This is a genomic window from Alteromonas sp. AMM-1, assembly GCF_047290655.1.
In the GTDB taxonomy this organism is placed as follows: Bacteria; Pseudomonadota; Gammaproteobacteria; order Enterobacterales; family Alteromonadaceae; genus Alteromonas; species Alteromonas mangrovi.
Genome location: NZ_JBLBUE010000011.1, coordinates 14,152 through 33,469 on the forward strand (window position 1 = coordinate 14,152; position 19,318 = coordinate 33,469).

The 19,318-nt window shown below is 49.1% G+C and carries 14 protein-coding genes and 1 riboswitch; of the genes, 7 read left to right on the top strand and 7 right to left on the bottom strand.

Going from position 1 to position 19,318, the window contains the following annotated elements:
* The first annotated feature begins 1 nt into the window (after position 1).
* The 4 genes from cheD (at position 2) to prsR (ending at position 5,432) form a co-directional block, all read left to right on the top strand.
* Complete coding sequence (gene cheD, locus ACLR2L_RS04025; RefSeq protein ID WP_140961893.1) at positions 2-604, top strand: chemoreceptor glutamine deamidase CheD; 603 nt, start codon at positions 2-4, stop codon at positions 602-604.
* Positions 605-821: 217 nt separating this feature from the next.
* Positions 822-1,946 (top strand): beta-ketoacyl-ACP synthase III, encoded by a 1,125-nt coding sequence (locus ACLR2L_RS04030; protein WP_140961806.1) that lies wholly within the window; start codon positions 822-824, stop codon positions 1,944-1,946.
* Between the two features lie 63 nt (positions 1,947-2,009).
* Complete coding sequence (gene prsK, locus ACLR2L_RS04035) at positions 2,010-4,034, top strand: XrtA/PEP-CTERM system histidine kinase PrsK (RefSeq protein WP_413365907.1); 2,025 nt, start codon at positions 2,010-2,012, stop codon at positions 4,032-4,034.
* A 36-nt stretch (positions 4,035-4,070) separates the two neighbouring features.
* Positions 4,071-5,432, top strand: a complete 1,362-nt coding sequence (gene prsR / locus ACLR2L_RS04040) for a PEP-CTERM-box response regulator transcription factor (RefSeq protein WP_413365909.1) — start codon at positions 4,071-4,073, stop codon at positions 5,430-5,432.
* A 3-nt stretch (positions 5,433-5,435) separates the two neighbouring features.
* Here the strand turns inward: prsR and ACLR2L_RS04045 are convergent, their stop codons facing one another.
* The 3 genes from ACLR2L_RS04045 to ACLR2L_RS04055 all read right to left on the bottom strand — a co-directional run bounded on the left by ACLR2L_RS04045 (position 5,436) and on the right by ACLR2L_RS04055 (position 8,746).
* A complete protein-coding gene (locus tag ACLR2L_RS04045) occupies positions 5,436-7,601 on the bottom strand; it encodes a diguanylate cyclase (protein ID WP_413365911.1) in 2,166 nt (721 codons plus the stop codon).
* 142 nt (positions 7,602-7,743) lie between these two features.
* Complete coding sequence (locus ACLR2L_RS04050; protein ID WP_413365913.1) at positions 7,744-8,091, bottom strand: replication protein RepA; 348 nt, start codon at positions 8,089-8,091, stop codon at positions 7,744-7,746.
* Positions 8,051-8,746 carry an AAA family ATPase gene (locus tag ACLR2L_RS04055; protein WP_140961796.1) on the bottom strand — a complete coding sequence of 232 codons (696 nt, stop codon included), beginning with the start codon at positions 8,744-8,746 and terminating at the stop codon, positions 8,051-8,053. Before ACLR2L_RS04055 ends, ACLR2L_RS04050 begins: the two co-directional genes overlap by 41 nt.
* 123 nt (positions 8,747-8,869) lie before the next feature.
* Positions 8,870-8,953, bottom strand: a riboswitch (cyclic di-GMP riboswitch).
* 242 nt (positions 8,954-9,195) lie between these two features.
* On the opposite strand from ACLR2L_RS04055, the gene ACLR2L_RS04060 reads away from it, so the two are divergent.
* On the top strand, positions 9,196-9,948 hold the full coding sequence (locus tag ACLR2L_RS04060) for a glutathione peroxidase (protein ID WP_413365915.1): 753 nt from the start codon (positions 9,196-9,198) through the stop codon (positions 9,946-9,948).
* A gap of 51 nt (positions 9,949-9,999) precedes the next feature.
* Here ACLR2L_RS04060 and ACLR2L_RS04065 read toward each other — a convergent pair whose 3' ends face one another.
* A complete protein-coding gene (locus ACLR2L_RS04065) occupies positions 10,000-10,347 on the bottom strand; it encodes a putative quinol monooxygenase (protein ID WP_413365917.1) in 348 nt (115 codons plus the stop codon).
* A 136-nt stretch (positions 10,348-10,483) separates the two neighbouring features.
* Here ACLR2L_RS04065 and ACLR2L_RS04070 point away from each other — a divergent pair, with 136 nt between their 5' ends.
* Positions 10,484-11,785: a M20/M25/M40 family metallo-hydrolase gene (locus tag ACLR2L_RS04070; protein WP_140961790.1), complete on the top strand. Its 1,302-nt coding sequence runs from the start codon at positions 10,484-10,486 to the stop codon at positions 11,783-11,785.
* An 84-nt stretch (positions 11,786-11,869) separates the two neighbouring features.
* A complete protein-coding gene (locus tag ACLR2L_RS04075) occupies positions 11,870-12,916 on the top strand; it encodes an alpha/beta hydrolase (RefSeq protein WP_413365920.1) in 1,047 nt (348 codons plus the stop codon).
* Between the two features lie 67 nt (positions 12,917-12,983).
* Here the strand turns inward: ACLR2L_RS04075 and ACLR2L_RS04080 are convergent, their stop codons facing one another.
* Genes ACLR2L_RS04080 through ACLR2L_RS04090 form a run of 3 tightly spaced genes read right to left on the bottom strand, consistent with a single transcriptional unit; the run spans position 12,984 to position 19,304 of the window.
* Positions 12,984-16,106, bottom strand: a complete 3,123-nt coding sequence (locus ACLR2L_RS04080; RefSeq protein ID WP_413365922.1) for an efflux RND transporter permease subunit — start codon at positions 16,104-16,106, stop codon at positions 12,984-12,986.
* Positions 16,107-16,118: 12 nt separating this feature from the next.
* The gene (locus ACLR2L_RS04085; RefSeq protein WP_413365924.1) at positions 16,119-17,936 is read right to left on the bottom strand and encodes an efflux RND transporter periplasmic adaptor subunit; all 1,818 of its coding nucleotides are present in this window, start codon (positions 17,934-17,936) and stop codon (positions 16,119-16,121) included.
* Between the two features lie 3 nt (positions 17,937-17,939).
* Positions 17,940-19,304 (bottom strand): TolC family protein, encoded by a 1,365-nt coding sequence (locus ACLR2L_RS04090; RefSeq protein WP_413365926.1) that lies wholly within the window; start codon positions 19,302-19,304, stop codon positions 17,940-17,942.
* Between the last annotated feature and the right edge of the window lie 14 nt (positions 19,305-19,318).

Sequence of the window (19,318 nt, forward strand, 5' to 3'; positions counted from 1 at the left end):
TATGCAGCAGACATTTGATGATTCAGAGGCAACCCCCGTCGCGTATTTCGACACCCGCTTTAATCGCGACGCCATTAAGTTGTTACCCGGACAGTATTTTGCCACCAGTGCCGACAAGCTGATAGTGACTGTGCTTGGCTCATGTGTTGCAGCCTGTATTCGCGACCCGATTGCCCGAATTGGGGGAATGAATCACTTTATGTTGCCAGAAGCCGCCCGCGATGACGACCGGGTACGCAGTATGCTAACCCGTTACGGCCTGCACGCCATGACAATGTTAATCGCACACATTGAAGAGCTTGGCGGTCGCAGAGAGCGGCTGGAAGCGAAGGTGTTTGGCGGTGGTAAAGTACTTAACGGTTTTGAAAAGTGTGATGTAGGACAGATCAACGCAAAATTTGTGCAAGCCTTTTTAACCCGAACTGGTATTCCTGTGGTGGGTCAGGACTTGTGTCAGGATTATGCCCGCAAAATTTACTACATGCCCGCTACTGGTGAAGTCTACATGAAACGCATTCAGCGCTATAACAACACTACCATTTTTGACCGCGAGCAACGGCATCGGCAGAGCTTGCTGGCTCAAAACCACAATGTGCAAATATAAGTTTATGGCGTACAGTCTTGTTTGAATTCGTTTTGCTTGCTGTGTTTTTAGTTTAACCAGATGTAAATACCAGTGGATGAATTAGCAACGTTTACGCCAAACATCGATACCAGATCATGACATTTCCTGCTCAAAAGGATAAGCTTAAGCGAATCTAACAGCCCTGCGTATTATGTGGTTAATGCAGCGCGGAATTGAATTGAGACAGAAAAATAATATGAACTCATCTGTAGTGTTAAGCGGTGTCGGCCTGTGGACACCACCGAACAAAATCACCAATGAAGAATTGGTCGACAGTTACAATGCCTGGGCAGATGCCTATAACGCCGAACACGAAGCGGACATTGCAGCCGGTAATCTGGAAGCGAAACCGCACTCCAGTGCAGAATTTATTGAAAAAGCATCGGGTATTAAAAGCCGTTACATTTACTGTAAAGATGGCGCGCTGGATATTAATCGCATGCGTCCTGCCATTCCTGAGCGGGCCGAAGATGAACGTTCCAATCAGGCTGAAATTGCCATAGAGGCTGCCAAACTCGCTCTGGCAGACGCCAACAAAACACCGGCAGATGTGGATGCTGTTATTGTGTCCTGCGCGTATACACAACGCGCTTATCCTGCTATTGCCATTGAAGTACAGGATGCGCTGGGCATCGATGGTTTTGGCTTTGACATGCTGGTGGCTTGTTCCGCCGCGACGTTTGGCATGCATCGCGCCTGGGAAATGATTGCATCGGGTAATGCAAAATGCGTCTTGGTAATCAATCCTGAACTGGTGTCACCGCAGATTAATTATACCGATCGCGACAGTCATTTTATTTTTGGTGACGTTGCCACCGCTACCGTGCTGGAATCGGCCGATACGGTAACAACTGACAACGCATTTGATATTTTAAGTACCAAAGCCAAAACGGTCTTTTCGAATAATATTCGCTCTAATTTTGGGTATATCAGTCGTGCAAACGACGCCGATCCGTTTGGGCCGGATAAGCTGTTTCATCAGGCTGGCCGCAAGGTATTTAAAGAAGTGTGTCCGATGGCGGCCGATCATATCGCAGCGCATTTAGGATCGCATGGCTATCAGCCAGAAAACGTGGCCAGATGGTGGTTGCATCAGGCGAACATCAATATGAATACCTTAATTTGCAAACGCCTGTTAGGACGTGACGCTTCCCAGCAGGAAGCGCCAATCGTTCTGGATGAATATGCCAATACTGCCTCGGCGGGTTCGGTTATCGCGTTTGCGTTGCATCACCAGGATTTACAAGCGGGTGACGTAGGGGTAATTTGTTCATTTGGCGCTGGTTATTCAATCGGCAGCCTGGTGATTAAAAAGCGTTAAATACCAGGGCAACATGCCCTCGTTAAACAGTCGGTTACAGGGACAAGCATCGGGTGGTGACAGATGATTGCTGATATTGGATATGGGCTGAACGCCGCCGGCTATCTGGTGTTGTTGTTGCTGCTATTTACGGTGAGAAAGCCGGGCCTGGCAAAGTACCTGCTTAGTCTGGCAACGCTGTTCACCATGGTGTGGTCGATGAGCTTTATCAGTTTACTCAGCGGCCCGCTGGATGTGATTCACTTGCTCCAGGCCGACAGTATTAAGCAGTCGATCTGGCTGTTATTTATTGCCGGTTGTTTAAAGCCTGACTTTCAGAATATCTGGCAGGTATTACGTCAACCTGCCACGTTAATGGCGTTATCGGTGCCACTGGCTGCGCTGATCTTGCCCTGGGTAGTGAGAACCGACATTACCTGGCATTTCTTACTTCAAACCCTGATTGCCCTTGAAGTACTTATTCTGCTGGAAGTGTTGTATCGACAGGTGGGCGATGAACAGTGGGCATATAAACCCCTGGCATTGTATTTGGGCGCGACCAACTTGTTTGAGTTTGTGTCCTATGCCAACGCGACCATGATCGCACAGGTTGAACCTGGATTCATTGCTGCCCGGGGTTACATTTATCTGCTGATGCTCCCCTTTTTGGTTATTGCGACCCGCCGTATAAAACACTGGGGTGTCAATATTTTCATTTCCCGGGACGTGGTACTGCACAGCAGCTTGCTATTGGTTGCAGGTGTGTATTTGTTCATCATGGCAACGCTAGGGTATGTTATCAATTATTTGGGCTGGAGTTGGGGCAGTACCGTTCAGATAATTCTGATTGCACTGTCTTTGGTAATGCTGGCAACGCTGTTTTTGTCGAACAACTTCCGCACGCGCATCAAAATATTTATTACTAAACACTTTTTTGCCAATCAGTTTGACTACCGCGAAGAATGGGTAAAACTGACTAACGTGCTGGCCAATACCGACCAATCGTTGCCCAATGTGTATCAGATTGCGCTGGAAGGTGTAATGGGGGCCGTCAACTACGACAGCGGCGCGTTGGTTAAAAAACAAGGTGGTCGGTTTACGCTGGTAAGTGATCAGTTCTTTATACCACTGGAACAAGCCGAACCGGCGCTAACCTCTTTGTGGGACTATTGCGAGCGCACAGGCTGGATGGTCGATCTTGAAGAATACCGCAATAAGCCGTTTAACTACGAAGGATTGCAATTGCCTGCAAAAGTGGTTGAAGAAACCCAATTGCAATTGGTGTTGCCATTCATTAAAGAAGATAAAATGTGGGGGCTGGCTTTGCTTAGCGCCGTTGACCGGCCCAAAGTGTCACTCAACTGGGAAGTAAGAGATTACCTGAATGCAGTGACCAACCAGATTGCCAACTTTATTAATTTTCATGAAGCGGCTCAGTCGTTAGCAGAAAATGCCCAGTTTGCTGCATTTAATCGAATGGCAGCATTTGTACTGCACGATCTGAAAAATGTGCTGGCACAAATCGATCTGATTTTGTGCAACGCAGCAAAGCACAAAGATAATCCTGAATTTATTGAAGATACCTTCGAAACATTGCATCATACCAAGGCTCGTATGGATCGGATGCTACGCCAGTTAACGGAAAAACAAGTCGATGAAAGTGGCGTTGATGCCACTCATACTTTATCCGAACTCATTTCACAGGTTATTGCGCAGCGCTGTCAGTCACTCAAACCCTTACCCGTTATGCAACTAAAGGATGAAACGGGAGTGGTGGTTGATCAGGAAAAATTCGCTAATGTCATGTATCATCTCATTAGCAATGCGCAGCAGGCTACACCGGATGACGGCCAGATAGACATTACCATTGTGCTCGATTCGCAGCACGGGTATCAGTTGGTTTTCATTGAAGACACCGGGTGTGGCATGGATGCAGAGTTTATTAAAACCCGTTTGTTTAAGCCGTTTGATACCACTAAAGGTAATGCGGGCATGGGGATTGGTGCATACGATGCAAAAACATATATGGAATCCATAGGGGGCTACTTGCAGGTGCAGAGCCAACCGGGAATGGGAACCTGCTTTACGCTGGGCTTCCCAATCGAATAAATACCCTCGTGGTCGGAACGAAATGGAAAAATAAACATGGCTGACACCATTCTGGTAGTTGATGATGATTTAGGCATTCAGAAGCAGTTAAAATGGAGCTTAACCGATTATAACGTGGTGTTTGCAGACGACAGGCAGTCTGCTATTGCACAGCTTCGGCGCTTTGAACCCAGTGTCGTTACACTGGACCTGGGGCTTCCTCCAGATCCTGCCAACGCCTCTGAGGGGCTAAAAACCCTCGAAGAAATACTGGCCTTGTCGCCACGAACTAAAGTGATCGTGGTGACGGGCAACAACGATAAAGAGAACGCACTCAGAGCGATTGATCTGGGCGCTTACGATTTTTATCAAAAGCCCATTGATTCAGACACCATTAAATTGCTGGTGAACCGGGCGTTAAACCTGTCGAAACTGGAAGACGAAAACCGCATTCTGGCCAAAACCCGGCCGTCAATGGGGCGAATTATCGGCAACAGCGAAGCTATCCAACTGGTGATGCGTAAGGCGGAAAAGATTGCCGGTACCGATATCAGTACGCTGTTATTGGGGGAAAGCGGCACGGGTAAAGAGGTGTTTGCCCGCAGTATTCACGAGCATAGCCCACGCAAGGACAAGCCTTTTGTAGCGATTAACTGTGCTTCAATTCCGGAAAACTTGCTGGAAAGTGAGCTGTTTGGTTACGAAAAAGGGGCATTTACCGGTGCCAATAAAACCACGTTGGGCAAAATTGAAACCGCTCAGGGCGGCACATTATTTTTGGATGAAATTGGTGATATGCCAATTGGACTGCAAGCCAAAATGCTGCGTTTCCTGCAAGAGCGGGTCATTGAACGAGTGGGGGGCCGCACTGAAATTCCTGTCGATATTCGGGTGATTTGCGCTACACACAGGGATTTGCAAACCATGGTTGCAGAAGAAAGTTTCCGGGAAGATTTATTCTACCGCATAGGCGAAATACCAATTAATATTCCTCCGCTACGCGAACGCGATCAGGACATCGTTTTATTAGCCCGCACGTTTCTGAATCAGTACCGGGAAGAATTTAATGCGAAAGCGAAAAGCTTCAGCGATGGTGCAATTCAGGCATTACTGGCACATAAGTGGCCTGGTAATATTCGCGAGCTACAAAATAAGCTGAAGTCGGCCGTTATAATGGCGGAAGGCACGGTAGTTCAGCCTGAAGATTTGGGGTTACGGGTGCCTACCACCGAATTTGAAAGTGATACGCTGAATTTGCGCGAAGTGCGAGAGCAGGCCGAAAGCCGGGCTATTCGCAAAGCGTATCAGCGTGCCGACAAAAATATGTCAAAAACGGCAGAGCTGCTGGGTGTTACGCGCCCTACGTTGTATTCCCTGATAGATAAATACCAGCTGGAAGATCTGAAAACCGGCGTATAACGCTCATTCAGCGCAATTCCAGTTTACCGCCGACAGGTGATTCAACGACGTTTGAATGCGTGTTGGCGGCAAGTTGTACTTTTCCTCTAAAGGCGAAAGCTGGTGTGATTGGTGCTGTGAGCGGGATTTTTCGCCCAGTAAGCCAATCCAACAATCTTTTCCCGAGCTCTTAGCCGCATATAAACAATCATCGAGAATGGCAAAATACTCACTCCATTCCAACTTTGTGGGATCATCCGGATAGAGTGGCAATACACAAAAGCCAATCGAACAGGTGATCTTCAATCGTGTTTGATCGTTTAACGAGAACGATTCCTGATGCAGGGACTGATGTAGTCGCGTTGCCAGAGTTACCGCTTCTAGCCGGCTGGTATTGCGGCAAACCGCCAGAAATTCCTCCCCACCCCAGCGTATCAGCATGTCAGACGGCCTGAAAACCGAGCGCAGCAGCTTGCTTAACTGAATGAGTATCCGGTCGCCGGCGAGATGGCCATAAGTGTCGTTAATGTGCTTGAAGTTATCGATATCCAGCAGAAAACACACCAAATCTGCATTGGCAGCATCGGCGCCAACAGGCTTGTGAACCAAATAGTTTTGTTGCGCGCGGTGAATTTCCTGAGGTAGCTGGTTATTGAGATACTGACGGTTATACAGGCCGGTAAGCGGATCCAACAAGCTGGCGCGCTCCAATGCCTGATAGGCACTTTCAAGCTCTGCGTTTTTGATTTCAAGTTCCTGGGTTCGTCGTTTTACTTCACGTTTTAGCAGGCTGGAGCGTTGTTTTTGATTTACCCTGCTCCAAAATAAAAACACAAACAACAGTGAGGCCATTAATGAGCCATAGAGCATCTTAGTTCTGAGCTGCTGTTGTTCAGCCTTTGACAGCTCGATAGCTTGATTTTTACTGAGTAGGGTGAGTGCCTGAGCCTGTCGTTCGGCATCGATCTGTGACTGAAGATACAATAAGGCCAGTGAACGGCGTTGATCAAGGCTGGTAGATTCCAGCTTGCGCTGACGCTGTAACGCCTCGAACGCCGCCTCATAGTTCTGTTGTTGCACATACAACTTCACCCTGACTGCCTGGAATTGTGACTGCGTATACAGCTCTTCTCTGTCTATAGCCTGTTCCAGACCGGCTTCGATATGATACTGCGCTTTTTCCTGGTCGTCGGGTAAATACGCATCGGCCAGTGCCAGATGGATATCGGTTAACAATGTTGTACAGTTGTTCGCGGTTGCATCGGTCAGTTCTTTTAACAGTAATTGACGTCCCTGTGCGTATTGTTGTCCGGCTATAAGGGCTTCGCCATAACTCGCGGTGGCCTTTCCTTTGTCGCACAATGCGCCTAGTTTAGAGAAGCCTTCAATACTGCTGTTGAGATACCGCAGCGCATCGTCGTAGTTGCCTACCGATGCATACACTTTGCCAAGGTGATACCCCAGCTCTGCATTTAACAACGACATCGAAAGGGTGCGGATGAGTTGCTCGGCATCTTTTAAGTACAGTAAAGCCTGATCGTTTTTACCAACATCACTGTAAACGCGGGCAATATTCATTAGCGCGAGTGCACTTGCGGCATTGTCATTTGTTTCGCGAAGCAGGGGCAGTGCCCTTTCTAACTGGCTCAGCGCACTCTCAAACTGTCCAAGCTGGCGAAGTGAAACGCCAATTTCAAGCTGTTGGAGTGCAATACCATCGTTACGGTTTTGCTGGTGATAAATTTCTTTGGCAAGATTGAAATAACTGAGGGCAGACTGATACAGCCCCATTACCCGGTATGTTCTGCCGATATCGGTGTAAAGGTCAGCGATGGCCAGCGACTGATTAGTACTTTTAAAGTAATTAAGACTGGTTTGAAACTGAGTTAAGGCTAACGGATAGAGGTTTTTAAGCAGTGATAAATGGCCGAGCGCGTGCACACCCAACGCTACCGCATTGTCTTCATTATTAGCGCGAGCCTGCGCCAGAGCGTCTACAATTTGCTGTTCGGCCTGCTGAATATTGCCCTGCGCCACGAGTAGCTGGACGCCGGATGAACCGCCGCCATAATGCTCGCTGTCCAGAGAGATATGTCGCAGAGGATGCCCCTTCGCCTGTGCTGACACCAAGGTGAACACAAGTGCGAACAAACACAGCATTAGCAGATTTAAACTGCCACGGGTTATCATAAATGCCTTTTACACCGCTTTTCTTTGTTGCTAGAACCGCTACTACATACATCTGCGTGCTATCTGTCTTTATACTTTAGTATAGGCTATATCGCCTTTTAAATGTTGAAAATTTAATCAGTTGTTTGATTTGAATGCAACACTACCAGTCACTCCTTGTGTGAGAAAAATGTGCTATCCATAGCCGGATCAGTTTGGATTTAGCCACTCCGCTCTGATCCGAGATTGCTTGCAACTGCGCTATACACTCTTCAGTAAGCGTAAACGTAGCGCGGCGCATAGGCTGAAGTGACAATTCGGCTTCAGCTTCTTCAGTAGCAGCCGTTGTTGCACTCACCTTTTTAGAGAGCTGTGCCGTTGCAACTGAAAGCGCGCACGACTGTCCACTGGCGTAGTGCAATGCCTCGTCTATAAATGTATCGGCAGTCACGGGTACAGCATTAGTGCCACTAGCTCGCGGCGTGGTACACGACAGATTGAGTAGGCTCATTTTGTTCCCCCTTTCTGCGGGCCAGTAGCTCTTCAATAATACTTCTGATCTCAATAGCGGCTTTGCCTGTTGGCTCACTTTCCAATACCGAGCGTCCGGACTCTTCGGAGTCGTCATACATATTCCGGCTAAAGGTCACCGAATTTAATACGGGTACTTCAAACGAACGGCAAACCTCTTTAGCTTCCAGAATACGCGATGCCAGACTCGGCAATGAAGGGCATTGCGTGATCACAAAGGCGGCGTTCATTCTGGGATTAACCATTTTACAGGTCGACAGAATGTCTTCCATATGCGGTACGGTTTTCAAGTCGCGGCGTTTGGGGCGCAATGGGATAAGAATATGGTCAGCTACTGCCATAGATGAGCGCAATGCCAGATTATCCTGCCCGCCGCAGTCAATCACCACGAAGTCGTAACGCTCTTTTAAACTGAGTAATTCGTTGCGAATTTTTCCGTATAACTGGATACAGGTAATATTGGGGAGTGCATTATTACTGCTGCGTTCCTGCGCCCAGTCTGACGTGGTGCGCTGTGGGTCACAATCCACCATCAGAACACTGGCTTTCTTTTCGCAACGCAGGTAAACAGCGATGTTTTGGGCGAGACAGCTTTTGCCACTGCCGCCTTTCTCGCCACCGACTAGAATCATCATTGGTTCAATCCTCATTGGAGCTTCGCATATACAGTTTGAAGCCCGCTGTAATGGTCATTACACAATGAAAAAGTGAACATCGTTATGGGTATTGCAACAGCTGGTGTTGTCAAAACCTATGTGTTCGGTAGCCCCGCTATCATATCAGATGATGAAGACCGGAGGCTTTGCGTCACGCGCTTTCGTCGCGTTTTGCCTTTTTCAAACGCTTGCAAAGTGAAACACTGATACCTGTGATACACCTTACGTGACATAGCATAAGCAAAGCTGCGATGCAGCGCTATGCCATTGACGCATTGCAAACCATAAAAAGGGATTGTTCCGTATACCAATAGCAAATCATGGCGCAAGGTTATCTAATTGGATTTTTAGATTAAAACGATGGACTATTTTCGCTTTCATAGTTTTTTGTGGCAGCTATACTTGAAACATCAATTAAGGAGATGACCATGACACACCCCGTAGATAAACCATCACGCGAAGGTACAAAAGTACCTGACGTTACCTTTGCAATTCGCGAAGGCGAGCAATGGATAAACCGCACTTCCGGCGATATTTTTGCAGGCAAAACTGTAGTGGTGTTTTCGCTACCGGGGGCCTTCACGCCCACGTGCTCTTCAACTCACTTGCCGCGTTATAACGAGCTGGCCGACGTATTTAAACAAAACGGTGTAGATGAGATCGTATGCGTATCGGTAAATGATACCTTTGTCATGAATGCCTGGGCTGCTGATCAGGAATCCGAAAATATTTCTCTTATTCCGGATGGCAATGGTGAGTTTACCGATGGTATGGGCATGCTGGTAGACAAAGCCGACCTGGGGTTTGGCAAACGCAGTTGGCGCTACTCAATGCTGGTTAAAGACGGTGTAATAGACAAACTGTTTATTGAGCCTAATAAGCCGGGCGACCCTTTCGAAGTGTCTGATGCCGATACTATGCTGAGTTATATTGCGCCTAATGCGGTTAAACAGGAGCCGGTGTCGATACTGACCAAGCCGGGTTGTCCTTACTGTGCTAAAGCGAAGGCGTTGTTGCAACACCATGGTTACCGTTACGAAGAAATTGTTATGGGGCAGGGAGCAACGCTCACGTCTCTGAAAGCCATCAGCGGGCGCACAACGGTACCGCAGGTATTTATTGGCGGAAAACACATTGGTGGCAGCGACGATTTAGAAGTGTTTTTTGCCGCGCAGGCATAAATACAACAGCGGCTCGTTATTCATGTAACGAGCCGCTATGTTGATTATCTTCTACAACACGGGCGCATCGTAGTCCGTTGGTTCGTCGGTATAAATACACACATTCCAGTCTTCAGCTAAGCCATCCTCAGCCTGACAATATTTCGCAAAAAATGCCGCAATTTCACTGCGCTGACAGTGTGCCTCAAAACTCGCCATATCAGCCCATATTTCGTTAAACACAATAGGAAAGCTGTTGCCTTCGGCAAACGGACTGGTGATATGTCGCGTCACAACGTACTGAATACAGCCGTCTTCTCTTAACGTATTGGGTTCCAGACGTTGAAGTACTTCAAACAGGGCTTTTTCTTTGCCGGGTTTGGGCAGAAATTGTGCGCAACAATACACTTTCTTAGACATACTACCTCCTGAGCTGAGCGTTTTTGTGTGGGTTACCTGACAGAAATAAACAATCATTCATCGCCATCATACTCGAATATCGGGTTTATCTCTGTAATATTACGCTGAACACCGGTTAAACATTAGGGAAGGGAACATGAAACTAAAGCAATTAATCAGCGCGGGTGTAATTGGCCTGCTTGTGTCTGCTTCGGCGCATTCTGCCGTTCGCTCCGAAGAAAAAGCCATGATCAATGCAATTGATAAAAACAAGGCCAACGCTATTAAATTGCTTGAAAAGAGCGTCAGCATTAATAGTGGCACCATGAACTTTGCAGGTGTCAAAGCCGTTGCAGAACACCTGTTACCGGAATTCAAAGCGCTTGGTTTTACTGCGCAGTTTGTGGATGGCAGCGCATTTAAACGGGCTGGTCACCTGGTTGCGACTATCGAAGGTGGTTCTGGCCCTAAGATGTTGCTGATTGGCCATTTGGATACCGTATTTGAGCCAGATAGCCCGTTTCAGCGTGTCACCTATATCGACAAAAATACGATGAGCGGTCCTGGTGTGTCAGACATGAAAGGCGGCAATATTATTATGCTGGAGGCGCTGCGTGCTCTGGCGAGTATTGGTGTGCTGAAGAAAATGAATATCAAAGTGGTGCTAACAGGCGATGAAGAGCTCAGTGGCCGGCCGTTAAACTTATCCAAGGCTTCGTTAATCGAAGCGGCTAAATGGGCTGACATTGCTCTGGGTTTTGAAAATGGCGATGGCAACCCAAAGACAGTGAATACCTCCCGCCGTGGCTCGGTGGACTGGACATTAACCGTTACTGGCGTGTCTTCGCACTCCTCACAGGTGTTCAAACCCAATATTGGTGCTGGTGCTATTTACGAAACCTCGCGGATTTTGAATCAGTTTTACGAAGAGCTAAGAAGTGAGCCCATGCTGACCTTTAATCCAGGGCGAATGTTGGGTGGCACTGACGTAAAGCACGACAGAGCGGGCAATCAGGGCACGGCGTTTGGTAAGAACAATGTGGTGGCTGAGCACGCTGTGGTAACGGGAGATATTCGCGCAATCAGCCAGGAGCAATTAACCCGGGTACAGCAAAAAATGCAGACTATAGTGTCTCGCAACTTGCCGAAAACCAGTGCGGTTATTCAGTTTGGCGAGGGATATCCGGCCATGGCACCAACGGAAGGCAACATGAAGCTGCTAAAAATGTACAGTGCAGTGAGTGTTGATTTGGGCCAGGGCGAAGTGACTTCCGTTGATCCTATTAATGCCGGTGCAGCCGATGTGTCATTTGCAGCTGATCATGTTGATATGGCACTGGATGGACTGGGAATGAGTGGTTCAGGTAATCACACGGTAAAGGAAGTGGCGGTATTACCTGCATTACCGTTGCAAGCGAAAAAAGCGGCTATTCTGATGTACCGGTTATATAAACCCTAATGCAAGTTGTGCTCTGGTGTTGTTCGGTTGCAATTAAGTGGCAAGATGCCCATAGTAGGCGCAAATTTGTTAGCGGAGTACACTTTGTTTTCACTTAAATCTTTCACAGCACTATGTGGTGCACTGTTGCTCAGTGCACCTGTGATGGCCCGGTCTGCCTTTGAACTTACCAATGGCTTTCAGGCATTGTATGACGAGTCATTAGGTGACGTCAGAAAATGTGCTGATACCAGTACCAATCGCTTTGCAGTGTGCTCTGATGCGCTGCGTGGCGACGGTAATGCGCCATTTATTTTGATGCAGCAAGTACCGGAAAGTCCGGTGGCGGTGTTAATACACGGTTTAAGTGACTCGCCCTATTTTGTAACAGCCATTGCAGATGAGCTTTATAGCATGGGGTATACCGTTGTTGCGCCCTTGCTACCCGGGCACGGTTTGAAACAGGCCGATGCCGATATGGAAGATGATCAGTTGTCAGAACGCTGGCAGGCTCATGTAAGTGACGTCGTATCGCTGGCCCTGTCAGCCAGCAGTACCGGTAAAGTGGTTATTGGTGGATTTTCTACTGGCGGCGCGTTATCAGTAGATTATACGCTTTCTCACCCGGATAACGTGCAGGGGCTGTTGTTGTTCTCCGGTGCGCTGGCGCTGAATGGCAATGTGGAGTCGTTGTCGAAAATTTGGGGAGTACGCTGGTTGGCAAAGCTACTGGATGGCGAGTATCAGACCGATGGTCCAAATCCACAAAAGTATCCCAATGTGGCCAGTTTCGCGGGGTTGGAGTTAATGTCGTTGATCAGCGATATCCGCGAGCGTCTGGATGCCGGTGGTACTATTGATGTCCCGGTGTTTATTGCTCACTCTGAAGCCGACCAAACCACTCCCATCGAAGGGGTGCAATCGTTACTAAGGTCGGTGAATGCTGATAACACATTCTATGTCATTGATGCTGCAGAGAACGTATGTCATGCGGATTTGGTGGTAAACAGGTTGTTGCTGGAGAATATGCACTTTGATCGCAATCGGGCAGATTTGAGCGAGACCTGTGTGGTACCTCAGGTAAACCCCCAGTTTTTCCCCATGATGCGCGCACTGCGTGGTTTTGTGGAGTTTTCGCTAGCCGTTCGATAGTCATACCAACTGCTATGCGAATTGGTATTATAGGCCGCTGGTAAAGCGGCCTGATTGTTTTGTTTTGCTATTTTGCCAGCTGTTTCGCCATTCGGCGAACCTGCACAAGGTAAAAGCAAGCCGGGATCACCAATAACGATAACACCAGTGCACTTGCCATACCGCCTACCATCGGGGTGGCAATTCTGCTCATTACTTCGGAGCCTGTGCCGGTTCCCGCCATAACAGGCAATAACCCAATCATCACCGTTGCTACTGTCATTAATACCGGTCTGACACGCTTTAAAGCGCCTTCGGCCACGGCGTCGCGCAACAGGTCGGTGGTGATTAACGCATGATGACGGGCCAGGGTTTTACAGGCGTCGTTTAAATACACTACCATGATCACCCCAATTTCTACGGTTACCCCCGCCAGGGCTATAAAGCCTACCCCAACGGCCACTGACAGTTGGTAATCCAGCCAGTAAAGCAACCAGAAGCCGCCAATCAGGCCCAGCGGCAGGGTGCCCAACACAATCGCCACATCTACCATGTTGCGGAAACTCATAAACAACAGGATCACGATAATGGCCAGAGTGAGAGGCAGTACATAGGTGAGCTTTTGCTTGGCCCGTTCCATGTATTCATACTGTCCCGCCCATTTCAGGCTGTAGCCTGCAGGCAGGGTCAGGTGGGCGTCCAGTGCAGATTTCGCATTGGCAACATAGGTCTGAATATCGCTGGTGGTTAAATCAATAAAGGTGTAACCGGTTAGCCGGGCGTTCTCACTTTTTAACGCTGGGGGTCCTTGAGTAATGTTGATATCAGCCACATCACCCAGCGTAATACGCTGGCCGTTAGGCGTTATCAACGGCAAATCAGCCATCGCTTCCGGTGAGTCCCGGTATGTTTGCGGATAGCGCATATTCACCGAATAGCGTTCCAGCCCCTCTACGGTAGTGGTAACCTTTTTACCGCCAACAGCCGTGCTAATTACCTGCTGTACATCGGCGATATTCATGCCGTATCGCGCAGCGGCATAGCGATTAACGTCGAGCGTGATATAGCGCGCACCGGCGACTCGCTCTGCGTATACTGAAGCGGTGCCGGGTAAATCGCCCAGAATTCGTTCAACGTCTTTGCCGAGCTGTTCAATAACCGTGATGTCGGGGCCAGAAATCTTCAGACCCAACGGGGTTTTTATGCCCGTTGCCAGCATGTCGATTCGGGTTTTAATAGGCATTACCCATGCGTTGGTTAATCCCGGAAATTGCACAAGTGCGTCAAATTCGGCTTTGAGTGAATCGGTTGTTACACCTTCGCGCCATTCTGATTGTGGCTTTAACTGAATAAAGGTTTCAATCATGGTGAGGGGCGCTGGGTCGGTAGCCGTTTCCGCCCGGCCAACTTTACCAAATACCGTTTGCACTTCGGGCACGGTGCGAATGAGCTTATCGGTTTGCTGCAGAATTTGTCGTGCTTCACCAATTGACACACCGGCGTAGGTGGTAGGCATGTACATCAAATCGCCTTCATCCAGTGGTGGCATAAACTCACTGCCGAGCTTGGTAACCGGATAGAAACCGATCACCCCTAACAACAGCGCAGCGGCAACAGTGGATTTGGGAAAGCGCAGCACAGTTTGTAGGGCTGGTTGATAGATGGCTTGCACAGCCCGGTTAACCGGGTTTTTGGCCTCAGGCATAATGTTACCGCGAATAAAGTAACCAATTAGCACCGGAATCAGTGTAATTGCCAGTCCTGCCGCTGCGGCCATTGCATAAGTCTTGGTGTAGGCAAGGGGAGCAAACATTCTGCCTTCCTGGGCTTCCAGAATAAACACAGGCAAAAAGCTCACGGTAATGATCAGCAAACTAAAGAACAGGGCTGGGCCAACTTCCCCGGCCGCTTCTGCTACCAGCTCCCAGCGATCGCGGTCACGGTTGGCCGGATCTTCCAGGTGTTTGTGGAAGTTCTCAATTAACACGATGGCGCCATCAGTCATCGCGCCAATGGCAATGGCAATGCCGCCCAACGACATAATATTGGCATTTAATCCTTGCAGGTGCATCAGAATAAAGGCGGCAAGAATCCCCAGTGGCAGGGTAACCAAAGCCACAATGGCACTGCGCAGGTGAAGTAAAAATAAACCACACACCAGCGCCACAATAACCAGTTCTTCAATGAGTTTATCCCACAGGTTATCGACGGCTTTAGTGATCAGATTGGAACGGTCATACACAGTCGTGAGTGTTACACCATCTGGCAGGCCAGTCTGTAGTCGTTGCAAGGCCGATTTTACACCGGCTATGGTTTTCTCTGCGTTCTCACCATAGCGCATAACAATGATGCCTCCCACGGTTTCACCTTCACCATTTAGTTCTGCGATGCCACGGCGTGCTGCTGGTCCAAGGCGAATTTCTGCGACATCACTCAGTAATACCGGCGTGCCATCGGGCGTTGCGCCTAGCACAACCTGGCGTAAATCATCTTGTGATTGCAAATAACCGGTTACGGTTACCATGTATTCGGCTTCAGCCATTTCAACAACAGAAGCGCCAACTTCCTGGTTACCACGAGTAATGGCGCGTTCAATACTGCTCAGTGGCAGGTTATACGCCTGTAATCTGAGTGGGTCGATGACGACCTGATATTGCTTCTTCATGCCGCCCACCGTGGCGACTTCTGCTACACCCGGAACGGTTTGCAGTTCGTATTTCAGAAACCAGTCCTGGAGTGATGTGAGGCCTGCTATATCAAGCTTCCCTGTTGGGTCGGATAATGCGTAGATGTAAACCCAACCTACACCGGTTGCGTCCGGACCCAACTGCGGTGTTGCCGTATCAGGCAGCGTAGGAGCTACTTGTGATAGATACTCAAGTACCCGTGAGCGCGCCCAGTAAATATCGGTACTGTCATCAAACAGAATGTAAACGTATGAGTCGCCAAAGAAGGAGAACCCCCGCACGGTATGAGCGCCGGGTACAGACAACATGGCCGTGGTCAGCGGATAGGTTACCTGTTGTTCAACTACCGAGGGGGCCTGTCCGGGATAAGACGTTTTAATGATTACCTGGACATCAGACAGATCCGGAATGGCATCAACCGGTGTTTGTTTTACCGACCACACGCCTGCAGCACCCAACATAAGTGTGGCAATAAGCACCAGCACCCGGTTTGCAATGGACCAACGAATAATATGTGCTATCACAATTGGCTCCTGTTAGTGATGCGCGTGAGCAGATGACGTGGCATTGATTTGCTCATTGATGTCAACAATCACAAATTCGCCATCGCGGATCTCGAAAGTAAATTCGATTGCCTGGCCGGCTTTGAGATTGTGGAGTTGCACTGAGTCGTCTGCCGTGAAATCCAGTGTGGCGGGTTCACGCCCCCATTTTTCGATGGCGCCTCGCGACACGTTGAGTACCCGTGATTCGGCGTCAATGTGATTAATTACGCCATTTACCGTGGCAGACTGTACCTCTTGTGTGTCTGCGCTGGTATTCATGCTACTTTCTTCCATGGCCAGGCCAGCCATTCCCGACATTATGTGAATACCAGTGATAACGGCTAAACCAGAGGCTGATTTATCAATTTCCATGTGCAGTGTAACGCCTGCTCCCAACTGATTAATATCAACGTCGTCGGCTACGGCAAAATCCATTACCATGGCGGGCCATTGCCAGTCTTCAATGGCTTCATGACTGGCGTTTACTGTGCGCGACTCAGCATCCACACTGTTGATTTCTGCTGCCACCCAGGCACGAGTGGTGTCGCTCTGGCTGTTGTCGGAGCCTTCACTGTATCTGGCTAAGTCAGAATCGATTGCGCTTTCTGAATCCAGCAAAAACTGTGCGTTGGTAACTACCCGGTCGCCTTCTTCCAATCCGTCAACAATTTCAATGCTGTCGCTGTTAATGTTGCCAAGCGTAACTGCAACAGATTTATATTTGCCGTCGCCCAGGGCCAGCACAACCCGGTTGTTTTTCGCGGTGCGGATAACTGCATGACGTGGAACCGTGAGCACCATTTCGTCATTGCTGATTAAAAACACCACATTGGCAAACATATTGGGTTTAAGTTTTTTCTGGGTATTGGGCAAACGCAGGCGCACCTGGAGTGTGCGGGTAGCAGCGTTCATTACCGGATAGACATAATCTACCATTGCGTGAAATACCTGGTCGGGATACGTGTCCAGGGAAACCATGGCATGCTGACCAGACTGAATCTGGGCTGCTTGTCTTTCGGGCACTTCGGTGGTGAGCCAGACTTCATCCAGACTGGCAATTTCCATCAGGGTGATCCCCGGCTCGACGTAAAAGCCCGGGCGAACGTTAAGTTTGGCTACTATGCCCGACTGGGGGGCAGCAAACGCTACCTGTTGGCTTACCATACGATTACGGGTTACCGATTCTATGGTGCTTTCAGGTAACTGCAGTGCCACCAGTTTATCCCTTGCGGCTTTGATCAGCGTTTGGTTGTTGCGGTTAAGTGCGAGCAGATATTCTTCCTGAGCATTCACCAGCTCAGGCGAGTACAACCGGTAAAGCACTTCACCTTTTTGTACCATTTGCCCTTCGTTGTTTACGCCCAGGTATTCAATCCATCCTTTTACCCGGGGGTGAACATGAATGATATTGTCCTGATTAAAGCCAATTACCCCTAGTGCAGCAACCGATTCAGACAAAGATTCAAATTGCGCGCTGGCAGTGGTTACGCCGAGACTTTGCTCAATAACGGGAGAAATCGATACCGTACCGGGCGAGTCAGTTTGCTCGCTTGCATAAACCGGCACCAGGTCCATTCCCATGGGGGATTTTCCCGGACCATCCCGGCGGTAACTGCTGTCCATGGGCGCAACCCAATAGAGAATTTTGTTGGCATCGTCTGATTTACCCTGCGCATCATTCATGGATGAGTGCGCGGAGTTGTCTGAGTTCAGTAAACTACCGCCAACTACGCCAATTGCGATACCAACGAAAAGTAGGGTAATCAGTAATACCGGTTTAACCGAACCTGAAGAAGTGCTTATAGTCATACGTTACTCCTGTGTGGCCGTTCCGGAAATCGTTCCGGGAACCATTCCGGGAACCATTCCGGGAACCCGGGAAGAATAGTAATAGGCGATCTTTATACCCATTTTGGCCATCTCACCCTGAATCGATAATTGTTTAAGTTGCGCATCAAGCAATGCAATGTGGCTTTGTAATACCGCCAGAAAATCACCATTTGCGCTGGTATAGGCATTGAGTGCCGCGTCGTACTGTTGCTGTTGAAGCGGGATCAGCGAATCCCGGTAGCGTACGTAACGGCGATTCAGGCCGTCCCATTGCGCGGTCAATTGCTCAATGTCGCTAAGCTGCTGTTGTATCAACCAGCGTTTTTCAGTTTCAATACTTTCTGTTTGTTGCACCATCGCAGCGATTGCTGGCTGGTGATGAGCCTTGGTAAACAGTGGTACATCCACGCTAAGACCAACCGAAATAAAGTCGGCGCGCGAGCGATTTGCGGTATCGTCCTGGCGGTAGGAATAACCCGCATTCACTTCCCATTGCGGTTTTAGATTCTCAGCCACTTGCTGTTGTTTGAGGCGTTGAGTATCTATTTGCGTGTTTTTGAGCAGTACTGCGGGGTGTTGTTGTAACAGGAGCAAACGCTGCGAGTCTGGTACGTCTGTCTGTCCATACCACTGCATAGCCGACAACCACTGGCTGTCGGTGTCGGTAGGTGTTAAATGCGTGAGTTGCGGATGTACGGTTGCGGGTAGCCACAATGTCAACCGCGCAACGGCGGTCTGCTGACTGGTGAGCGAAGCATCCAGACGGTCTTCCAGGGCCAGCGCGAGTACATCTGAACTTAGCACGTCGTATTGTGACGGGCCCGACGAGGCTGCATAGCTATTTTGTATAGCATCTGACAACTGGGCGACCACCTGTTGCTGTGCGCGAATAAATTCTGCACTTTGGGCGGCAACCAGCCAGTCGGTCCAGGTTAGCTGAATATCGCGTTGCAATTCCAGCTCCCGATTTTGTCTGCGCAGCGGTTCTGCACTGGCAAGCGTAGCCATTTGCTGGCGTTGTAAAGCCACGCTGTCACCGCGCGGGAACATTTGGGATACGCCAACCCGAAGCTGTGTCATTCCCTCCTGGTTAAGGGCAAAGCCATCGGTAGGGACATTCAGTACGCCCAGCGAAAAGCGAGGATCGGGCATGCTGCTTACAGCGTCACGCTGCAAGGTAAGTGACTGTTCAGACTGGGTACTTTGTTGAAGTGTCAGGTCATGCCTGATCGCGTTGTCGATTAGCCAGTTAAGTGACGTGCTGGAAGGCTGTTCAGCCATTGCCGGGCAAGCCAGTAAACTCATTAGTAAGCCGCCCGTGGCAGCAAGTAACGCAGATTGTTTCATTGTAAAAACCTAAA